This is a genomic window from Agromyces sp. P2_B3 (assembly GCF_056404815.1).
The window spans coordinates 251,163-270,422 of the sequence record NZ_JBFUDH010000004.1; the positions used below are offsets into that span (position 1 = coordinate 251,163).

The window sequence follows — 19,260 nt, forward strand, 5'->3', positions numbered from 1 at the left end:
CATGCCGTCCTCAGCGGAGTCCGGCCACCCGGCGTCGTTCCGACAGCTCGGCCGAGCCGACGATGACCGCGAGCACCACGACCGCGCAGAGGATGACCGCCCCTGCCGGCAGCAGTGCGGCCGCGACGCCGAGGGCTGCGGTGAGCACCAGGGCGGGCACGGCCCAGCGCAGCACGGCGCCGATCGGCCGACCGAACCGCAACGAGATGATGGCGTTCGTGAGGTAGAACACCGCGATGCCGCCGCAGAGCGCGATGCCCGACGCGAGCGGGAGCGGCTCGCCGGGATCGTGGATCGCGTTGCCGAGCGCTCCCGACACGGCGGTCACCCCGACCACCACGAGGAACGGCAGGAACCCCACGGTGTCGCGGATGGCCGGGTAGTCCCCGGCCGCTCGCAGTGCCTCGAGCCCGTCGCGCATCGCCTCGGTGCCGTACATGAAGAACGACCAGGCGAGCAGGGCGATGGCGGCGAGGCCCAGCGCCGCCGTCAGCCCGGCCTCGATCGTCCAGGCCGCGTCGAGCGCGGCCACGATGGAGAGCACCGACTCGCCGAGCACGATCACGACGAGCAGTCCGAAGCGCTCGGCGAGGTGCTCCACGTTGAGGTTGGCGATCACCCGATCGGCCCAGCTCGCACTGCTCGTCACGAGGAGCACCACCTCGATGACGATCGCCACGCCCCACAGCACGAAGTTCCACGGCTGCGGCACCCAGATCGACGCGAGCCAGATCGCCGCGGTCACGCCGTTGTAGGCGAGCACGCGGATCCGCGACGCGGTGCCGCCGGTCGACCACGACTGCGAGATCCACAGCGCGAGCAGCACGATGCGCAGCGCGGCGTTGCCAGCGGCGAACAGCCACGCGCGCTCGGTGGTCGCCTCGGGTGCCGCGACCGCGATCGCGCCGAGCGCGAACATGGCGGCGAGCATGACGAACGCGAGCTGGCGCCGGGTGAGCCACGGCATGATGTTCACCGCGAACGTCAGGTTCACCCACGACCACCACACCGATGCGAACAGCGCGACGAAGAGCAGCAGGTTCGCGACCGTCGGCTCCTCGTGGAGCCCGTGCGCGAGCTGGCCGACGAGCGCCACGAAGATGAGGTCGAAGAAGAGCTCCATCCAGTGCGCCCGTGAGGGGTCGCGATCGATGGCCGGGCGCCGGTCGGGTGCACGGCCCGCTGCCCGTGGGTTCGCCCCGTCGCCGGCCACGTCGCGAGAGTACTCCTGGGCGGCGTCCGCGATCCAGCGATGGGTGACGGATGCCGCGGGCGGCCGAGGTCAGCGATGCTGACGGATGCCGCGGGCCGGCGTTCAGGCCGTCGAGCCCAGCGCTCGGGGCAGCTCCTCGCACAGCTCGCGGGCGAGGAACCCCACCTCGCCGACCCGGTCGGCGAGCCGGTCGCCGGCGAGGGCGTGCAGGTGCGTCGCCCAGACCGCCGCCTGCGCGGCATCCGCCCCTCGAGCCAGGAGGCCCGCGATCGCGCCGGCGAGCACGTCGCCGCTGCCGGAAGTGCCGAGGCCGGGTCCGCCCGCGCGCACCCGCCAGGCGCCTTCGGGATCGGCGACCTCGCCGTAACAGGTCACCGCGGCGCGGTACCGGTCGGCGACGCGCGCCACCACCGCGGCGAGCCGGCCGGGGTCGCCCTCCAAGGCCCCGTCCACGTCGGCGTCGCCCTGCGCGGGCTCGCCGTCGCCGTCGCCGAGCAGCAGGGCAGCCTCCTCGGCGTTGGGGCTCAGCACCGTCCGCGCGGGCAGCGCCACCTCGAGCCCGGGCAGCACGCCGAGCGCGAAGGCGTCGAGCGCGAGTGCGGTGGGCGCTCCGTCGGCGCCGCAGACCGCTTCGACGAGCCGTCTCGTGAGGTCGAGGTCGTCGAGTCCCGGGCCCACGAGCACGGCGTCGGCGCCGTCCAGCTCCGAACGCACCTCGTCGCCGAGCGGGTCGCCCGCGGCATCCGCCCCACGCTCGGGAAGGCTCAGCACGCCGGCCTCGGGCACCGCGATCGCCACGGGCAGGGCGATCGATGCCGGCGTGACGAGCGTCAGCCGTCCGGCACCGACGCGCAACGCGGCGACGCCCGCGAGCAGTGCCCCGCCCGGCGAGTGCTCCGAGCCGCCGATGACGACGACCCGTCCGCGAGCGTGCTTCGAGCCCCCCGGTGCGGGCAGCGGCCACGCTCGCAGCATCCGCTCGTCGACCGGGATCGGCTCAGCGGGGCGTGACATCGTCCGCTCCCGGGTGGGCGGTGACCGGGGCTCCCTCGACGCGGAGGTGCCCGACGTCGCCGAACTCGACGAGGCGCCACCGGCCGTCGACGCGCTCGAGGTGCGTGACCGACGCGTTGCCGACCACGTTCGCGCGGGCGAACTCGAGCAGCTCGGTCTCGCTGAGGCCGAGCAGCACGTAGAGCGAGACCATGACGATCGCATCGTGCGCCATGACGAAGGCGCGCTCGCCGGCGGCCGCCTCGAAGTCGCCGAAGAACGAGCGCAGTCGCAGCGCGATGTCGGCCCACGACTCGCCGCCCGGCGGCCGGTGGTAGAACTTGCCGAGGTGCCGCCGCCGGGCGACCTCGCCAGGGAACCGCGCCGCGACGCCGGTGTGCGTGAGGAGATCGAGCACGCCGAGCTCGCGATCGCGCAGGCGTTCGTCGGCGAGGACCACCCGCTCGCCATGCTCTTCGCCGAGTTCTTCACCCAGCGCGATGGCCAGCGTGCGTCGCGCGCGGGCGTACGGCGAGCTCCAGAGGGAGTCGAACCCGGCGACGCGCGGCTGCAGCCAGTCGCCGAGGGCGCGAGCCTGTTCGACGCCAGTCGGCGAGAGGTCGACGTCGGCGTCGCGCACGTCGAGGGGGATCACCTCGAGGCGTTCGACCTCCGCCCGGGTCGCGGCGACGTTGCCGATGCTCTCGGCGTGCCTCGCCAGCCACAGTTCGCGCATGCCCTCAGCCAATCACCGGACGGTGCCCCGCGGGAACACGTTGACAGGCGGCGCGGCGGCGACTACCGGCAGCGGATGCCGCGTGCTCGGCGTTGCGGTCGGCAGGAGCGACGACGAGGATTCGTCATGCGCGACCGTCGCCGGGGCTCGTACGCCCTCTCGCACGTCGCGGACCCCGGTCGAGGAGGATGCCATGACCACGCTCGTGCTCTACGAGTCGATGTTCGGGAACACCCGTCGCATCGCCGAGGCGATCGGCGACGGCCTCGCCACCGCCGATCTCGACGTCCGCGTCGACCTCGTCTCCGCGGTCGTGAATGCCGACGCCGACCTCGTCGTCATCGGCGCACCGACGCACGCCCACTCGCTCCCGCGCGCGTCGTCGCGAGAGGAGGCCGCCACCTGGGCTCAGGACCCTGAGAAGCACCTCGCGCTCGAGCCCGATGCGTCCGCCCCCGGCGTGCGGGAATGGCTCGAGGCGCTGGAGACGCCGCCCACGGCATGGGCGGCCTTCGCGACCCGTGCCGACATCCCGCGCATCTTCGCCGGCGATGCGTCGGCAGCGATCGAGAAGCGGATGCGCCGAAGCGGTTCCTCCCGCCCCGTCGCACCCTCCGAGTGCTTCCTGGTCGACCTCGACAACGTGCTCGTCGAGGGAGAGCTCGAACGCGCGCGCGAGTGGGGTCGCTCCCTCGCCCGCCTCGTTGGAGCGTCGCAGCCATGAGCGAACGCCGCCCCACCCTGACGGTCCCGCTGTCAGGTGGGTGGTGCACACTGGACCCGTGATCGCCGAGCACGAGCTGACCTGGAGCCCGCGGCATCCGACCGACCTGCTCCAGACCATCTCCGCACTGCGCCGTGGGCCGGCCGACCCGACCTACCAGCGCGACGCGAGCGGCGGGGTCTGGCGCACGACCCGCACCGCCGACGGGGTCGCGACGCTGCGCTACACGCAGCCGGCCTCCGACACGTTGCGCTGCGAAGGCTGGGGCCCGGGCGCGGCAACCGGGGTCGCGGCGGCACCCGACCTGCTCGGCGACCGCGACGACCCCTCGGGGTTCGTGCCCGGCATCCGCCTGCTCGACGACGCCCACCGGCGCAATCCCGGCCTGCGCATCCCGCGCACGGGCGCCGTGTTCGAGGCGCTCGCGCCGGCCATCCTCGAGCAGAAGGTGATCACGCTGCAGGCGCACGACTCGTGGCGACGCCTCGTGTGGCGGTTCGGCGACGACGCCCCCGGTCCGACCCCCCGTACGATGCGGGTCGCGCCGTCGCCCGAGGGCTGGATGTCCATCCCCACCTGGGAGTGGCACAAGGCCGGGGTCGATCCGCGCCGCGCCCGCACCATCGCGAATGCCGCCCGCTACGCGGCGCGCCTCGAGCAGGCCGTCGAGATGAGCCCGGCGGATGCCGCGGCGCGGCTGACCCTCATGCCGGGCGTCGGCGCGTGGACCGCCGCCGAGGTGGCGCAACGAGCCCTCGGCGACGCCGACGCGCTCTCGGTGGGCGACTACCACCTGTCGAACTACCTCGGCCACGCGCTGTGGGGCCGCGACATGGACGACGACGAGATGCTCGTGGCCATGGCGCCGTGGGCGGGGCACCGCTACCGGGTGGTGCGGCTCCTCGGCGCCGAGGGCGTGCGCGGGCGTCCACGGCGCGGGCCGCGCATGTCGTTCGTCGACCACCGCGCGATCTGAGCTCGTCGACGCGGGGTCGGCTCGCGGCATCCGCCCGATGCATCGGCTACGGCGTCAGCGCGCGGCGACCGTGACCGGCGTCAGCGCGCCGCTCGTTCGAGCCCCCACTCGGTGAGCGGCTGCAGCAACTCGATGAGCCGCAGGCCGTCGGTGCTCGGAGTGTAGCTGATCGTCACGGGAGTGGTCGCGCGCACGTGCCGCTCGATGAGGCCCTCGGCCTCGAGCTCACGCAGGCGGGTCGCGAGCAGGCGATCGGAGATGCCGGTGACCGCGGACCGGTACTCGGAGAACCGCCGGGCACCCCGCACGCCGGCGAGCAGGATTGCCGCGTTCCACTTTCGGCCTGCGAACTCGACGGTCGACTGGAACCGGCGGCACGCCGCCTCGTCGATGTGCCCGAGCTCCTCGAGTCGCTCGGTGCGTGCCAGCCGCTCTGTACTGTCGGGCGACTGGATCCGCTCGTCCAGGGTCATGCGCATGGGACCTCCATCACTCACTTGGAGTAAGCGACTTACCCGCCCCGTGCATTCCCGATCGGGCTGGGCCAGCATGGAGGCATCCGCCCGCACCGAAGGATCGGAGCACGATGCACTACGGCCACGAGCTGCAGTTCGGCACCTTCATCACCCCCGCGAACGACCCGCCGCAGGCGGCCGTGCGCCTCGCGCAGCTCGCCGAGGCATCCGGCTACGACCTCGTCACGTTCCAGGACCACCCCTACCAGCCGCGATTCCACGACACGTCGACGCTGCTCACGTGGGTCGCTGCCCGCACCGAACGCGTGCACGTGGCGGCGAACGTCACCAACGTGCCGCTCCGGCCACCGGCAGTGCTGGCCCGCGCGGCCGCGAGCCTCGACCTGCTGAGCGGGGGCCGCTTCGAGCTCGGCCTCGGGGCCGGCGGCTTCTGGGACGCGATCGACGCCATGGGTGGCCGCAGGCTCACGCCGGGTCAGGCCGTCGATGCGCTCTCGGAGGCCATCGACATCATCCGCGGCATCTGGGACCAGGGCGAGCGCGCCCGGTTCGAGGTCGACGGCAGGTACCACCGTGTCGACGGCGCCAAGCGCGGGCCGGCGCCGGCGCACAACATCCCCATCTGGATCGGCGCCCTGAAGCCGCGGATGCTGCGCCTCATCGGTCGGAAGGGCGACGGCTGGCTGCCGTCGCTCGCCTACCTGCAACCCGGCGACCTCGCGCGGGGCAACGCGACGATCGACGAGGCGGCGCTCGCCGCCGGGCGCGACCCCCGCGAGATCCGCCGGCTCGTGAACATCGGCGGGCGGTTCTCGGCGGGAGCGGCGGCAGGCGCGGGCGGCGGCGGATTCCTCGACGGGCCCGCCGCGCAGTGGGTGGAGCAGCTGCTTCCGCTCGTCGTCGACGACGGCATCGGCACGTTCATCCTGGCGAGCGACGACCCGGCCACGATGCAGCATTTCGCCGAGGAGGTCGCGCCCGCGTTGCGCGAGGCGGTCGCACGCGAGCTGCGATCAGCGGATGCCGCGACCGTCGCCGAAGCCACCTGGGTCGGTCGCAGCACTGCCGTGCGCGCGAAGCGTCGCCCCGGCATCGACTACGACGCGCTGCCGGCCTCGCTCGCCGCCCACGCCGTCGAGCCGGGCGACGCAGGGTATGCGCGCGTCAAGTCCACGTACATGCGCGGTGGAGCCCCCGGCCTCGTGCTCCGGCCGGGCGACGCCGCCGAGGTGGCGGAGGCCGTCGCCTTCGCCCGGGACAACCGCGATGTGCCGCTCGGCGTGCGCAGCGGCGGCCACGGCATCAGCGGACGCTCCACGAACGACGGCGGCATCGTGATCGACCTCGGCCGGCTCGATGCCATGGAGGTGCTCGACGAGTCGGCCCGGCTCGTGCGCATCGGCGCCGGCGCCCGCTGGAAGGACGTCGCCGCCTTCCTCGGGTCGCGCGGGTGGGCGTTGAGCTCGGGCGACTACGGCGGCGTCGGCGTGGGCGGGCTCGCCACCGCGGGCGGCATCGGCTGGCTCGTGCGCGAGCACGGCCTCACCATCGACCGCGTGCGGGCCGTCGAGGTGGTGCTGGCCGACGGCTCGGTCGTGCGAGCGGATGCCACGCGGCATCCGGAGCTCTTCTGGGCCGTTCGCGGCGCCGGCGCGAACGTGGGCATCGTCACGGCCTTCGACTTCGAGGTCGACGAGGTCGGCGACGTCGGCTTCGCGCAGCTCGCGTTCGACGCGAGCGACACCGCCGGATTCCTGCAGGCGTGGGGCGACTGGGTCGTCGACGCGCCGCGCGACCTCACGAGCTTCCTCATCCTCGGCGGCGCGCGACCGGGGGAGCCGCGGGTCGCCCAGGTCATGGCGATGATCGACTCCGACGACCCCGACCTCGTGCTGGCGCGGCTGCAGCCCCTCGCCGAAGCCGCGCCGCTCGTGGGGCAGGACGTGCGCATCACGAGCTACCGCGCCGTCATCTCGAACGCGTCGGACGAGACGCACGCCGCCGAGGGCGAGCCCACCGCGCGCACCGGCCTCATCGGCCGCATCACGCCCGAGTTCGCCCGTGATGCCGCCCGGTTCCTCGACAGCGGCGCGACGTACTTCTTCCAGCTGCGCGCCGTCGGCGGGGCCGTGCACGATGTGCCGGCGGATGCCACGGCCTTCGCCCACCGCTCGGCGGAGTTCTCGGTGGTGGCGTTCGGATCGAGCCGGCAGGGGACGTCGGCGCAGTGGAACGAGCTCATCGGGCCGCACCTCGACGGTGCCTACGTGAGCTTCGAGACCGAGCAGGGCGACGCCGCGGTGGCGGCCGCCTACCCGCCGGCGACGCTCGCGCGGCTTCGCGCGATCAAGGCGCAGGTCGACCCCGGGAACCTGTTCCGCGACAACGCGAACGTCCGGCCGGCGTAGGGCGACCACGGCTCCGGCTCCGGCTCGGGCTCACCTGGCCGTTGCCGCTGCGAGCAGGATCACCGCATCCGCGGTCGCACCGTGGCGACCGGCCATCTCGTCGTTCCAGGAGCCGAGCAGGTGCCAGGTCGCGATGCGGAAGGTCAGGGCGCGAACGAGCAACTGCGACCACTCGGGGATGCCGTGATCGTCTGCGAGACGCGCGGGCGGATACCCGTGCCAGCACGCGCCGTCGACCGCGGCGATCGCTGCGCCGGTGCCGGCGGGCCGCCAGTACGGAGCCCAGTCGATCACCGCCGGCGGATGCCCCGTCGCGAACATCACGTTGCCGAGAAGGTCGCCGTGGATGACTTGCGACGCCGACTCCACTGGGCGGAACTCGGCGGCGAGCTTCTCGAGCATCTCGTCGGCCGGCAGCGGATCCTCGCCCCACGCCATCCGCTCGGCCCGGCTCCACGCGTCATCGGATCGAGCGATGAACCCGGGCTGCGGCAGGGATGCGATGGCGCGGTGGAACGCGGCACCGGCCCGGATGACGTCGATGACGCGTGACTCATCCGCCGTGCCCGGCATCCACTCCCATGCCTCCCACCCGTCGTGCACCCACGCACCCGAGCGGTCGGGGATCGGCCGGGGAACCGTGAACTCGTCGGTCCGTTCGAGGTCCGCGAGAATCCCGGACTTCCAGACGGCTTCCTCAGGATCGCCCGCCGGTCGGATCACGACGCCGCCCGCGCGCCACGTCAGGCCGCGGCCGCCGCTCAGACGCTCTGGCGTCCCGGTCGCGCCGAACGCCGCGAAGACCTCCCTCGGGGGCTGGGTGGCGGTCACGCGCCGAGCAGCGTGTCGAGCACCGGGTGCAGGTGCCGGGTCGCGAGCACGGATGCCGCGTGCTGTGCGCCCGCCCGCAGCGCGTCGGGCAGCGGCGACCCGGCGAGCGTCGCGTCGAGCACGCCCGACATGAACGCATCGCCCGCGCCGTTCGTGTCGACCACCTCGACCGGGACCGCGGCGACGGCGTGCCGCGTCATCCGCTCGTCGACCGCCACCGCGCCCTCCGCGCCGAGCGTGCACACGACGAGCTTCGCGCCGCCCTCGATGCACTGCTCCATGAACGGGAACGGGTCGTCGCCGATGCGGTCGGCGTTCATGAAGATCACGTCGGCGGCCTCGATGAACGGGCGGTGGAAGTCCGCCTCGCCGTCGTAGTCGTGGATGTCGGTCCAGATCGGGCGCCCGGTGGCGCGCGCCGCGTCGATGAGCCCGAGGGAGACCGGGGCGAGGTCGAGCACGATCGCCGCGGCATCCGACATCGCGGCGGTCGCCTCGGGCGACGGCTCGTCGTCCTGCAGCTGGGGCGTCGCGAGGTAGAGCGACACCCGAGCACCCGCCGGCGTCATGAGGTTGAGGTGGCGCTCGGTCGTGCCGCCGTCGCCTTCGACGAGCTCCACGCCGGCCTCGGTGAGCGGCCGTCGAACGCGCTCGCCCTCGACATCGCCGCCGAGCAGGGTGTGCAGCACCGTGCGCCGGCCGAGCCCGACGAATCCGAGCGCCTTGCCCGCCGACGTCGCGCCGAGCGTCTCGTACTCGTCGAGCGCGAACTGCATGTGCGGCACCGGCTCGGGCAGGCGGTCGAGCATGACGATGCGGTTCCACGAGGCGGGCCCGGCGATGAAGACGTGATCGGTCATCCGCTCATTCTGGCGGATCCCGCGGCGGTCGTCGGCGGTCGCCCGGCCGCTCGCGCTACTCGAGCCACTCCGTCTCGAACGTCGGGCTCGCGTGGATGTTCGTCGACACGAACGGCTCACCGCCGATCACCGCGAACTTGTGCGGCATGAACGCCGGCACGACGAGCACCTGGCCGCCGGATGCCTCGAGCCGCTCGTCGCCCACGGTGAACAGCGCCCGCCCGTGGCGCACCACGAACGTCTCGGTGTACGGATGCCGGTGCAGCCGCGGCCCCGCTCCGTCGCGCGACTCGTACTCGAGGATCAGCGACACCTGCGAGCCGATGGACGCCCCCTCGATGTTGTCGTTCCAGCCCACGTCGTCGGTCGCGGCATCCGCCCGCTGATAGATGAGCACCACCGGCCTCTCCTCTCCGTCGAGTCGAACGCGCGCCACGATAACGCGAGGCACCGGATGCCGCCACCGGGCAGGCGGGTTCCGACGGCCATCATGCAAAAGACGTTCAGTGAATGCGCGGCTAAGGAACAGGCGACCATTGACATACGGATTCGGCCAGCGTTAGTGTCGGCACCACACCATATGTCGTCTGCGGCAACATATATCGCCACGGCGTGGCAGGCGGCCTTCCGCACGGTCCAACTCGAAGGGGAGAACGACCAGATGAAGCAACTCGTCCGAAACGTGATGACCGGGGCATGCGCCATCGGAATCACCGCAACCGTCGGCATCGCCGCAGCCCCCGCCTTCGCCGAGAGCCCTGAAGAGTACAAGGTGCTCGTCGTCGGGCAGACGCTCGGCTTCCGCCACTCGCACATCGACGACACGACCCTCGCCGTGATCCGACTGGGCGAGGAGCACGGGTTCGACGTCGACGTCTGGGACTCGCGCCAGCCCGATCTCACGCTCCCGACGACCCCGTTCACGTCCGCCGCCGACCTCTCGCAGTACGCGTCGATCATCTTCGCGTCGCCCGTCGACGCCACGAACAACCTCGACCCCACTCGCCCCCGGCTGCTGAACGACACCGAGCTCGCGGCCCTCCAGGGCTACATCCACGACGGCGGCGGCTACGTCGGCCTGCACGCCGCGACCGACTCGATGCACACGGTTCCCTGGTACAGCGAACTCACCGGCGGCGGAGCGCGGTTCCGCAACCACCCCGCGCAGCAGACGGCCACGATGCGCGTCGAGAGCCCGGGCCATCCGTCGACGGCGATGCTGCCGGCCGAATGGGTGCGGTTCGACGAGTGGTACAACTTCACGACGAACCCGCGAGACGACGTGCACGTGCTGATCACGCTCGACGAGTCGACCTACAGCCCGGGCAGCGGCGCCATGGGCGCCGACCACCCGATCGCCTGGTGCCAGAACTTCGAGGGCGGTCGTTCCTGGTACGAGGGCGCCGGGCACACGGATGCCTCGTGGGCTGACCCGCTCTTCCTCGAGCACATCCTCGCGGGCATCGAATGGACCGCGGGCGTCGTGACCGGCGGCGGCGACTGCGTGACCTTCAGCGAGGTGAACGAGCTCCTCGGCGGCATTCCCGCCTCCGTGAAGAACGCGAAGCTCGGCGCCGACGTCGCCCGCTCGCTCGCCGACGCGGAGGAGACTGCGGATTCCGGTGACCACGCCGCCGCGATCGCCACGCTGCGGCAGGCCTGGGCGAAGGCGCACGGCATCCAGGACGACGTCCTCGTCGCCAAGATCGCCGACCTGATCGAGTGGCAGGAGGCCCTCCGCTGACGTCGTCACGACCACCGGTCCCGGCCAGGATTCAGGCGCATGACCGGGATTCAGGCCGCGATGGGCCGGGGCAGCCTGACGGGCCGACGATCGCCTGAACCGACGCGGACGACGCGCCGCCGCCGTGCGGCGCGTCGTCCGCGATTCGCTACGCTGAGCGGCATCGCGCCAGCGGGAGGCCGGCGCGAGGACCTGCGACGACGTCGACCTGAAGGATGAGCCGTGCCCCGTTTCGACATGCCCGTTGACGAGCTGCGCGCCTACCGCCCGATCGTGGCCGAGCCCGACGACTTCGACGCGTTCTGGACGTCGACCCTCGCCGAGTCCCGCGCATTCGCGGAGGCGCCCCGGCTCACGCGCGTCGAGTCTCCGCTCACCGCCGTCGACGTGTTCGACGTCTCGTTCAGCGGATTCGGCGGCGACCCCGTGCGGGCGTGGTTCACGGTTCCCGCCGGTGCGACGGGTCCACTGCCCACGGTGGTCGAGTACAACGGCTACAACGGCGGGCGCGGCCTCCCGCACGAGCGACTCGCGTGGGCGGCATCCGGATACGCGCACTTCTTCATGGACACCCGCGGCCAGGGCAGCGGCTGGGGCACGGGTGGGGGCACGCCCGACCCGCACGGCACCGGCCCCTCGGCACCCGGGTTCATGACGCGCGGCATCGAGAGCCCGGCCACCTACTTCTACCGCCGGGTCTTCACCGACGCGGTGCTCGCCCTCGACGCGGTGCGGTCGCTCGACGTCGTCGACGCCGAGCGCGTCGCCGTCGCGGGCGCCAGCCAGGGCGGCGGCATCGCGATCGCCGTGGCCGGCCTGTCGCAGGGACTCGTGGGCGCCATGCCCGAGGTGCCGTTCCTCTGCCACTTCGAGCGCGCCGTCGGCCTCACCGACCGCGACCCGTACCACGAGATCGTGCGCTACCTCTCGGTGCACCGCGAGGCCTGGCCCATGGCGTTCGAGACACTGTCGTACTTCGACGGTGTCAACTTCGCCAAGCGGGCGACGGCCCCCGCCCTGTTCTCGGTGGGCCTGCTCGACCCCGTGTGCCCGCCGTCGACGGTGTACGCCGCGCGAAACCACTGGGGCGCGGGCGAGGCCGTCGAGGCCGACATCGTCGAGTACCCGTTCAACGAGCACGAGGGCGGCGCGGCCGCGCACTGGCCCCGACAGGTCGCGTGGCTCGCCGAGCGGCTGGCGTGAGCGCCATGAGCCAGGGGACGCTTGCGATCGACGCCGGGCAGTCGGGCATCAAGGTGCGGCACGCGGATGCTGCGGGCGTCAGCGAGTGGGCCGGGCCAGGCATCCGCACCGACCTGCCGCTGCTGCCGCAACTCGTGCAGGTCGTCGACCAGGCCGCCGAGGCGGGCCACGCGTTCGACGAGGTCGGGTTCGGGGTCTCGGGACTCACGTCGGAGGAGTCCGACGCCGGCTACCTCCTCGCGTCCGCATCGCAGCACGGGGTGCGTGCCGTGCGCCTCGCCCACGACTCGATCACCGCGTACCTCGGCGCACTCGGCGACGAGCGGGGCGCGGTCGTGGCATCCGGCACCGGCGTCGTCACCCTCGCCGTCGGACGCAGCGACATCGCGCGCGTCGACGGCTGGGGCTACCTGATGGGCGACGCGGGCAGCGGCTACTGGCTCGGGCGGGCTGCGCTCGACGCGGTCATGCGCGCGCACGACGGCCGCGGCGGGCCCACCGCGTTGACCGAGGTCGTGGTGGCGGACTTCCCCGACCTCGAGCGTGCGTACATCGAGCTGCAGTCCGACCCCGAGCGCGTCGGGCGCATCGCCGCCTACGCCCGCCCCGTGGCCGAGGCGGCGGCGGATGGCGACGTGGTCGCGATGGAGATCGTGACGGCCGGGGCTCGTGAGCTCGCGGCATCCGTCATCGCCGGTCTTCGACGAGTGGGCGAAGCGGATGCCCCGGCGCCCCGCATCCGCGCGGTCGGCGGCGTGTTCGGGGGAGCCGTGCTCGCCGAGGCGTTCTCGGCGGCCGTGCACGAGGCACTGCCCGGGGCCGACGTGCGGGTGGCGGAGGCGCATCCGCTCGACGGCGCTGCCGCGCTCGCCGCCGTCGCCCCCACGAGCGCGCTCGCCGCCCACATCACGACCGCGACGACCGACTAGGCCCAGCGCCCCGCCGGCCCTGCCGCGCCGCACGCGCCGCCGCCGCCTGCACCCGTTCGCCAGCGAGGTGACGCAAATCGACCTTCCGCACGCTCGGAAAGGTCGATTCGCGTCATCTCGGCGCACGCGCCGCGCGCTACCGCCGCGTGAGGTACGCCTCGATGCGGTCGAACGCGCCGACCCAGGCCATGGTCTCGAAGAAGTCGCGCATCTCGGGTGTGGGGAAGCCGGTCTGCTCGACCGTCACCAGCGTGCCGCCGTCGTGCGGCTCGAACGTGACGACGATGTGCGTGGTCATGGTCTGGCCGCTCGGGTCGTTGCCCGTCGACTCGGTGACGAGCCGATGCGGCCGGTCGATCTCGAGGAAGGTCTGCACCTCGGTGAAGAGCGTGTCGCGATCGGGGCCCCAGACGGCCTTCTGCGTGCCGCCGACCCGCAGGTCGACCTCGATCTCCACGATGCCCGGCTCCTCGTCGAGGATCGAGAACCAGATCTTCTGCTGCTCGGCGTCGGTGTAGGCGTCGAACACCTCCTCGGGCGTCGCGGGCAGCTGCCGCGTCATCCGCAGGCCGATGGTCTCGCTCGTGTCCAATTCCGTCATGATTCCGTTCCCTTCGTTCCGTCGGATGCGCCATTGCGCAACGTGAAGTAGGCCTCGAGCCCGTCGAGCCGCCGCTCCCAGAGCCGCTGGTAGAAGCTGATCCATGCCATCGCGTCGTCCAACCGTTCGGTGCCGAGACGGACCTGCCGCACGCGGCCGACCTTCTCGGTGGTGACGAGCCCAGCGGCCTCGAGCACGTCGACATGCTTCCGGATGCCGGTGAGCGTCATGTCCGCCGGCGTGGCGAGCTCGGTGATGGTGGCCGGCCCATCGCCGAGCCGGGTCAGGATGCCGCGGCGTGTCTCGTCGGCCAAGGCGCCGAACGCCCGGTCGAGTGCCTGTTGCTGAACCATGTGGTTCAGTGTACGTCACTGAACCGGAAAGTTCAATGTCGGGTATGGCGTGGGCCCCGCCGCACGCGAACGCGCCCGCCCCCGGGTGGAGACGGGCGCGCCCTGACTTGTCCGCAGCCTCGAGCGCTACCCGCGCGCCCACTGCTGGGTGGTCGACGACGCGTCGCACGATGCGAGCGCCACGCCCCACTCGCTCTCGGGAGTGGCCAGGCACAGCGAGGCATCCGCGACGCTGCTGATCGTCTGGTCGGCGTTGAGCTGCCACTGCTGCTCCACGGCTCCGGTGCAGTCGGCGATCATCACGGCGCTGCCGGCGACGGCGCCGCCCACCGGCTCGACGCACATGTCGCCGTAGATCGCGAGCTCCTGCTCGGCCGTCCAGTCGAACGACTGGTTGCCGCCGCCGTTGCAGTACCAGAGGCCCAGCGTCGTGCCCGCCGTGGTCGAGAAGCCGGGCACGTCGACGCAGACGCCGTGGCGCACGCTCACGAGCGGCTCGCCGGGAGGGGCCGGCGGCCGGTCGTTGAGCTGCTCCTGCTTGAGGAGTCCCCAGCCCCACTGCAGTTGGGCGAGCCCCGACTCGTTCGTCACCTCGAGGTCGCCGTCGCCGACGAGCTCGGTGAGCGAGTAGGCGTCGTTCGTGCGCAGGCCGGGCCAGTAGACGATGCCGATGCCCTGGTCTCTGGCCACCTCGGTGAGTGCGCCGAGGTACGACGTGTAGACGTCGCCCTCGTGGTTGCCGTAGTTGAGGCCCGTGGTCATGGGCGATCCCGCCTCGGAGACGACCGTGCGCCAGCCGTACTCGCCGATGCGCGGCAGCAGGTTCGCCTTCCACTCCTCCTCGGTGGTGTGGTCGGCCCAGAACCCGTAGAAGTGCAGCGACAGCAGCGTGCCGTCGAGCTCCTCGGCCGCACCGACGCCCGTGACGTCGTCGTTGTAGCCCGTGCCCGAGATGATGACGCGCTTTCGCGGCACGTCGGAGTGGTCGTCGAGCCAGCCCGAGGTGAGCGACACCCACTCGTCGAGCGTGTAACCGAACGGCTCGTTCATGGGCTCGTAGTAGACCTGCGGGTTCTTGCCGTACTCGTCGACCACGGTGTCCCACATGGCGTCGAACGCGGCCTGGTCGTCGACGCGCCCGTCCTTCGCGTCGTCGCCCTCCCAGTAGCTGAGGATCACCTTGAAGCCGTGCCGCGTCGCCGCATCGATGGCGCCCTGGTAGGACTCCCACCAGTCGGTGCCGACGCTCGACGGGTTGATCGGCAGGCGCACCGTGTTGGCGCCCACCTCGTGCCGGAACTCGAGCACGAGGTCGGACGCCTTGCGGTACGTGGTGCGGTAGTCGTCGTCGGTGCTCAGCCCCGAGGGCACGACCTCGTCGTCGGCGTAGTTGTCGCGTGGATCGGCCCAGTTGACCCCGCGGAACTCACTCGTACCGGTAGGGCCGGTCGAGGGAGCGGCGAGGGCCGGGAGCGGCGTCGCTCCTGCCAGCAGCAGGGCCGCCCCGAGGGCGATCCCGAGTGCGTTTCTCATCGGTCTCCAATCATCCGCGTCGCGTCGATGCGCCGCGGGCTCACGATGTTGACGTCAACATCGCCTCGAAACTCTCACACGATGACGGTCGACCGCAAGGGGTTCCGAACAGGTGGCCGGATGCCGCGGGCTCGCGAAGCACGCCGGCTCGCGGCATCCGTCGGGGGTCGTCCCGGTTCACCAGGTGAGGCCGACGAGCTCCTCGCTGACCCGCCAGAGCCGCTTCGCGGTGGTCTCGTCGATCGCGCGCGGCGACGGGCGCTTCGCGCGGCGGTCATGGAAGTACTGCCCACTCGTCCCGTCAAGCTCCGGCGACGACGCCGCCCAGACGACCGTGTCGGCGCCGCGCTCGGGGGAGCGCATGAACGGGCGCGCGAGGCCGCCCATCGAGGCGTAGAGCCGTGCCTGGTCCTCGGCGCCGAAGGCCGTGCGGGTCACGCCCGGGTGCACGGCGTTCGCGGTGACGGTGGTCCCGCGAAGCCGACGCGCCAGCTCGAAGGTGAACAGCAGGTCGGCGAGCTTGGCCTGGTTGTACGCCCGCTGGCCGGAGTAGCGCTGCGTGCCCTGGAGGTCGTCGAAGTCGATCCGGCCGAGCGACTCCGCGCTCGACGCCACGGCGACGATGCGGGCATCGCCGTGCGCCCGCATCCGGTCGATGAGGAGGCCCGTGAGCAGGAACGGCGCGAGGTGGTTGAGGGCGAAGGTCAGCTCGAGGCCGTCGGCCGTGACGTGGCGGTGGGCCCAGAACCCGCCGACGTTGTTGACCAGCGCGTCGATGCGCGGGTAGCGCTCCTCGAGTTCGGCGGCCAGTCGGCGCACCTGCTCCTGCGACGACAGGTCGGCCGCGAACACGTCGATCGGGCCGGGGCCGGCCAGGCCGCCCAGTTCGGCGGCGGTCGCCGTAAGCCGGTCGGGACTCCTGCCGACGATGCCGACACGAGCTCCGAGGGCCGCGAGGCCCGCCGCGGTGGCCTTCCCGATCCCGCCGGTCGCGCCGGTGACGACGACGATCCGACCCGACATGGGCTGTGACGCGTTCATCGGTCCTCCGCCCCGCGGCAGCGACCGTCAGCCGGGGCCGCTGCCGACCTGGCTCGCCGCCAGTCTCGTCTTCGACGGCGCCGGCGGCAAGCGCCGGGGAACGCCCGGCGGCGCCCCCCGGAGCGTCGCCGGTTCAGGCCATCGAGTCGAGGATCTCCACGAGCCGCTCGAACGTCGTCGTCGGGTTCACGATCGCGAATCGCGTGTTCGGCCGGCCGCCGTGCGAGCTCGGCGTGACGAAGGCGCGCTGCTCGTCGAGGAGGCGGGCCGACCACGCGTCGTAGTCAGCCTTCGACCAGCCCTCGCGCTCGAAGACCACGACGGACAGCTGCGGGTCGCGCACGAGGCGAAGCTCATCGCGCGACTCGATCTCGCGGGCGATGTCCTGGGCCAGCTGGATCGAGCTCGAGATCGCCTCGCGGTAGGCGCTGCCGCCGTGCGTGGCGAGCGAGAACCACAGCGGCAGGCCGCGGGCGCGGCGGGTGAGGTGCGCGGCGTAGTCGGACGGGCTCCACTCGCTGGTCTCGGTGAGGGTGTCGAGGTACTCGGCATGCTGCGTGTGCGCGCGGCGGCCGGTCTCGGGATCGCGGTAGATGAGGGCGCACGCGTCGAACGGGGCGAAGAGCCACTTGTGCGGATCGACGATGACCGAGTCCGCGTGCTCGACGCCCGCGAACCGGTGCCGCGCGAGCGGCGACAGCATGGCGGCGAGGCCGTAGGCGCCGTCGACGTGCAGCCAGAAGTCGAAGTCCCGCTTGAGCGCTGCGATCGACGCCACGTCGTCGACGATGCCGAAGTTCGTCGAGCCGGCGGTGGCGACCACGGCGAAGACGGATGCCCCGTGCTCCTCGAGTGCGGCACGCACGGCGTCGCCCCGCAGCATCCCGTCGTCGCCCGGGCGCACCGGCACGACGTCGACGTCCATGACCCGGGCGGCCGAGGCGATGGAGGAGTGCGCCTCGGCGCTGCACACGACCTTCCACCGCGAGGGCATCTCCGCGCCGGCGTCGTGCACGGCGAGCCGCGCGTGCTCGCGCGCGGCGACGAGCGCCGAGAGGTTGCCGAGGGTGCCGCCCTGCACGAAGACGCCGCCGGCGGTGGCCGGGAGCCCGAACTCGTTCGCGAGCCAGGCGAGGACCTCGTTCTCGGCGTGCACGGCCCCGGCGCCCTCGAGCCAGGAACCGCCGTAGAGGGCGCTGGCCGACACGACGAGGTCGAACGCGATGGCCGCCTTCGTCGGGGCGGTCGGGATGAACGACAGGTAGCCGGGGTGATCGGTGGTGATGCAGGCCGGCGCCAGCACGTGCTCGAACAGCGACAGGGCCCGGGCCGCGCCGATGCCGTGCTCGTCGATGGTGCGGCCGGCGAGCCGGTTGAGCTCGAAGGCGGAGATCGGCTTGTCGAGCGGGGTGTCGGTGGCGAGCATGCGCCGGCGGGAGTAGTCGAGCACGAGGTCGACGAGGCGAGTGGTCTCCTCGGAGGTCGCGTGCATGCGCGCCTCGGGCAGGTCTACGGTCATGGTGAGGGGTTCCTCTCGGAGAATGGGCACGACGAGGCCGCTGAAAAGCGTTGCACACGACGAGGCCGTTTCGCAAAATCGCGCAACGAAACCGACCACGAGCGCACAACTGGTGCGCCGAAGCGACCCGTGACGCAGGAAGCCATCGATTGACCGTTCAGGGCTGTCCTGCCGCTCGGGGCGGTCCCTGATGCCGCGCGCCCTCGGGGAGCGTATACCGGGAGCGAGCAACCCTCACGAACGGAGGGTGAACGAGGAGGACGCCATGAACCCCGATCCCGTGATCCCGAACGCCCCGGTCGCGGCGGCGACGGCGACCGGCTTCGACGCGGCGTTCCTGGGCGTGCCGGCCGACATGCCGCGTCTCGGCGACGTGCAGGCCGCGGCATCCGTCGAACTCGCCTACGAGCACTTCACCGTGGTGCTCGACACGACCCGGCGGCTCGCGGCCGTGACCGCGGTGAACATCGACGGCGCGCGCCTCGCGAAGGTGCCGCGCGGCGACCGCTGGGTGTTCGACGAGCGGATCCCCGAGGAGCTGCAGGCGGGCCCCGAGGTCTACGCCGACAACGACCTCGACCGGGGCCACCTCGTGCGGCGCAACGACCCCGTCTGGGGCGATCCCGAGGTGGCCGCCCGCGCGAACGACGCCACGTTCCACTTCACCAACGCCGCCCCGCAGGCGTCGGACTTCAACCAGGGGCACGAGCTGTGGGTCGGACTCGAAGACCACGTCCTCGAGCACGCGCGAGCGCACCAGCTGAAGCTCAGCGTGTTCACGGGCCCGGTGCTCGCCGACGACGATCCGCCGTATCGCGGCATCCGGATCCCCCTCCGCTTCTGGAAGGTCGCCGCGTGGAGCACGGGCGATGCGCTCGCGACGACCGGCTTCCTCGTCGACCAGTCGCCCCTCGTCGACGTCGACCTCCTGCCGCGGGAGCTCGGCGCTCCGCCGCCGCTCGGGCCGTTCCGCACGTTCCAGGTGCGCGTCGCGGCCATCGCCGAGCTCACCGGACTGACCATGCCCGAGCTCGTCGCCGCCGAGAGCCTGCCCCGCGGCGTGCCGGCCATGCGCGAACTCACGACCGCCGCTGACATCCTGCTCTGAGCAGGCGAACGG

At 72.4% G+C, this 19,260-nt stretch carries 19 protein-coding genes; 7 read left to right on the forward strand and 12 right to left on the reverse strand.

Annotated features, from left to right (window positions below):
- Nucleotides 1-10: 10 nt before the first annotated feature.
- The 3 genes from AC1DZA_RS09325 to AC1DZA_RS09335 form a co-directional block, all read right to left on the reverse strand.
- The gene (locus AC1DZA_RS09325) at nucleotides 11-1,213 is read right to left on the reverse strand and encodes a low temperature requirement protein A (RefSeq protein ID WP_476772514.1); all 1,203 of its coding nucleotides are present in this window, start codon (nucleotides 1,211-1,213) and stop codon (nucleotides 11-13) included.
- A gap of 102 nt (nucleotides 1,214-1,315) precedes the next feature.
- A complete protein-coding gene (locus tag AC1DZA_RS09330) occupies nucleotides 1,316-2,227 on the reverse strand; it encodes an ADP-dependent NAD(P)H-hydrate dehydratase (RefSeq protein ID WP_476772515.1) in 912 nt (303 codons plus the stop codon).
- Nucleotides 2,211-2,942, reverse strand: a complete 732-nt coding sequence (locus AC1DZA_RS09335; RefSeq protein WP_476772516.1) for a histidine phosphatase family protein — start codon at nucleotides 2,940-2,942, stop codon at nucleotides 2,211-2,213. Before AC1DZA_RS09335 ends, AC1DZA_RS09330 begins: the two co-directional genes overlap by 17 nt.
- A gap of 193 nt (nucleotides 2,943-3,135) precedes the next feature.
- On the opposite strand from AC1DZA_RS09335, the gene AC1DZA_RS09340 reads away from it, so the two are divergent.
- Together AC1DZA_RS09340 and AC1DZA_RS09345 are read left to right on the forward strand one after the other, a co-directional pair.
- Nucleotides 3,136-3,666, forward strand: coding sequence for a flavodoxin family protein (locus AC1DZA_RS09340; RefSeq protein WP_476772517.1), 531 nt, complete (start codon nucleotides 3,136-3,138; stop codon nucleotides 3,664-3,666).
- 58 nt (nucleotides 3,667-3,724) lie between these two features.
- Nucleotides 3,725-4,642, forward strand: a complete 918-nt coding sequence (locus tag AC1DZA_RS09345) for a DNA-3-methyladenine glycosylase family protein (protein WP_476772518.1) — start codon at nucleotides 3,725-3,727, stop codon at nucleotides 4,640-4,642.
- An 80-nt stretch (nucleotides 4,643-4,722) separates the two neighbouring features.
- On the opposite strand, the gene AC1DZA_RS09350 is transcribed toward AC1DZA_RS09345, so the two are convergent.
- Complete coding sequence (locus tag AC1DZA_RS09350) at nucleotides 4,723-5,121, reverse strand: winged helix-turn-helix transcriptional regulator (RefSeq protein WP_476772519.1); 399 nt, start codon at nucleotides 5,119-5,121, stop codon at nucleotides 4,723-4,725.
- 107 nt (nucleotides 5,122-5,228) lie between these two features.
- On the opposite strand from AC1DZA_RS09350, the gene AC1DZA_RS09355 reads away from it, so the two are divergent.
- Nucleotides 5,229-7,526 (forward strand): LLM class flavin-dependent oxidoreductase, encoded by a 2,298-nt coding sequence (locus AC1DZA_RS09355; RefSeq protein ID WP_476772520.1) that lies wholly within the window; start codon nucleotides 5,229-5,231, stop codon nucleotides 7,524-7,526.
- A 30-nt stretch (nucleotides 7,527-7,556) separates the two neighbouring features.
- Here AC1DZA_RS09355 and AC1DZA_RS09360 read toward each other — a convergent pair whose 3' ends face one another.
- From AC1DZA_RS09360 to AC1DZA_RS09370, 3 genes are read right to left on the reverse strand one after another with little or no spacing between them, the layout of a single operon-like run.
- Nucleotides 7,557-8,357 carry a hypothetical protein gene (locus AC1DZA_RS09360; protein ID WP_476772521.1) on the reverse strand — a complete coding sequence of 267 codons (801 nt, stop codon included), beginning with the start codon at nucleotides 8,355-8,357 and terminating at the stop codon, nucleotides 7,557-7,559.
- Entirely contained in the window at nucleotides 8,354-9,217 is an 864-nt protein-coding gene (locus AC1DZA_RS09365) for a carbohydrate kinase family protein (protein ID WP_476772522.1), read from the reverse strand. Before AC1DZA_RS09365 ends, AC1DZA_RS09360 begins: the two co-directional genes overlap by 4 nt.
- Before the next feature lie 55 nt (nucleotides 9,218-9,272).
- Nucleotides 9,273-9,617: a cupin domain-containing protein gene (locus AC1DZA_RS09370; protein ID WP_476772523.1), complete on the reverse strand. Its 345-nt coding sequence runs from the start codon at nucleotides 9,615-9,617 to the stop codon at nucleotides 9,273-9,275.
- 261 nt (nucleotides 9,618-9,878) lie between these two features.
- On the opposite strand from AC1DZA_RS09370, the gene AC1DZA_RS09375 reads away from it, so the two are divergent.
- The 3 genes from AC1DZA_RS09375 to AC1DZA_RS09385 all read left to right on the forward strand — a co-directional run bounded on the left by AC1DZA_RS09375 (nucleotide 9,879) and on the right by AC1DZA_RS09385 (nucleotide 13,093).
- Nucleotides 9,879-10,961 (forward strand): ThuA domain-containing protein, encoded by a 1,083-nt coding sequence (locus AC1DZA_RS09375; protein ID WP_476772524.1) that lies wholly within the window; start codon nucleotides 9,879-9,881, stop codon nucleotides 10,959-10,961.
- A gap of 222 nt (nucleotides 10,962-11,183) precedes the next feature.
- Nucleotides 11,184-12,164, forward strand: a complete 981-nt coding sequence (locus tag AC1DZA_RS09380; protein ID WP_476772525.1) for an acetylxylan esterase — start codon at nucleotides 11,184-11,186, stop codon at nucleotides 12,162-12,164.
- A gap of 5 nt (nucleotides 12,165-12,169) precedes the next feature.
- Entirely contained in the window at nucleotides 12,170-13,093 is a 924-nt protein-coding gene (locus AC1DZA_RS09385; protein WP_476772526.1) for an N-acetylglucosamine kinase, read from the forward strand.
- A 136-nt stretch (nucleotides 13,094-13,229) separates the two neighbouring features.
- Here the strand turns inward: AC1DZA_RS09385 and AC1DZA_RS09390 are convergent, their stop codons facing one another.
- The 5 genes from AC1DZA_RS09390 to AC1DZA_RS09410 all read right to left on the reverse strand — a co-directional run bounded on the left by AC1DZA_RS09390 (nucleotide 13,230) and on the right by AC1DZA_RS09410 (nucleotide 18,140).
- Entirely contained in the window at nucleotides 13,230-13,694 is a 465-nt protein-coding gene (locus AC1DZA_RS09390) for an SRPBCC family protein (RefSeq protein ID WP_476772527.1), read from the reverse strand.
- Entirely contained in the window at nucleotides 13,691-14,047 is a 357-nt protein-coding gene (locus AC1DZA_RS09395; RefSeq protein ID WP_476772528.1) for an ArsR/SmtB family transcription factor, read from the reverse strand. Before AC1DZA_RS09395 ends, AC1DZA_RS09390 begins: the two co-directional genes overlap by 4 nt.
- A 126-nt stretch (nucleotides 14,048-14,173) precedes the next feature.
- Nucleotides 14,174-15,580 (reverse strand): ricin-type beta-trefoil lectin domain protein, encoded by a 1,407-nt coding sequence (locus AC1DZA_RS09400; protein ID WP_476772529.1) that lies wholly within the window; start codon nucleotides 15,578-15,580, stop codon nucleotides 14,174-14,176.
- Between the two features lie 177 nt (nucleotides 15,581-15,757).
- Nucleotides 15,758-16,621: an SDR family oxidoreductase gene (locus tag AC1DZA_RS09405; protein WP_476772530.1), complete on the reverse strand. Its 864-nt coding sequence runs from the start codon at nucleotides 16,619-16,621 to the stop codon at nucleotides 15,758-15,760.
- Nucleotides 16,622-16,754: 133 nt separating this feature from the next.
- Entirely contained in the window at nucleotides 16,755-18,140 is a 1,386-nt protein-coding gene (locus tag AC1DZA_RS09410) for a pyridoxal phosphate-dependent decarboxylase family protein (RefSeq protein ID WP_476772531.1), read from the reverse strand.
- Between the two features lie 265 nt (nucleotides 18,141-18,405).
- Between AC1DZA_RS09410 and AC1DZA_RS09415 the strand changes: the two genes are divergently transcribed.
- Nucleotides 18,406-19,248 (forward strand): DNA/RNA non-specific endonuclease, encoded by an 843-nt coding sequence (locus tag AC1DZA_RS09415; RefSeq protein WP_476772532.1) that lies wholly within the window; start codon nucleotides 18,406-18,408, stop codon nucleotides 19,246-19,248.
- Nucleotides 19,249-19,260: the final 12 nt, after the last annotated feature.